This window comes from Phormidium sp. CCY1219 (genome assembly GCF_055795085.1).
Genome location: NZ_JAYFEQ010000121.1, coordinates 1 through 342 on the forward strand (window position 1 = coordinate 1; position 342 = coordinate 342).

The 342-nt window shown below is 43.3% G+C and carries 1 protein-coding gene; it reads right to left on the minus strand.

Annotated elements, in window-relative coordinates:
- Positions 1-16: 16 nt before the first annotated feature.
- Complete coding sequence (locus tag AC0QH1_RS00670; RefSeq protein WP_324628802.1) at positions 17-148, minus strand: hypothetical protein; 132 nt, start codon at positions 146-148, stop codon at positions 17-19.
- Positions 149-342 lie beyond the last annotated feature (194 nt).

The window sequence follows — 342 nt, forward strand, 5'->3', positions numbered from 1 at the left end:
TACTTATATGAAAATCTTATAACTCTGGCGCGATCGCCACAGCTTTTTTCACCGATAGGGCGCTACAGCATAAACAACTATTGCGCTTATCGGGATAGTTTTTTTCATCCCTGGGGTTGGACTCAGCATAAAAAACTATTGCGGACATCGGGATAGTTTTTCCATCCCTGGGGTTGGACTAGGCATAAACAACTATTGCGGAAATCGGGATAGTTTTTTTCATCCCTGGAGTTGGACTAGGGATAAACAACTATTGCGGAAATCGGGATAGTTTTTCCATCCCTGGGGTTGGACTAGGGATAAACAACTATTGCGCTTATCGGGATAGTTTTTTTCCATCCC

Excerpts from the sequence above, each read along its gene's own strand:
- AC0QH1_RS00670 (WP_324628802.1), bottom strand. The coding sequence starts at position 148 with ATGTCCGCAATAGTTTTTTATGCTGAGTCCAACCCCAGGGATGAAAAA.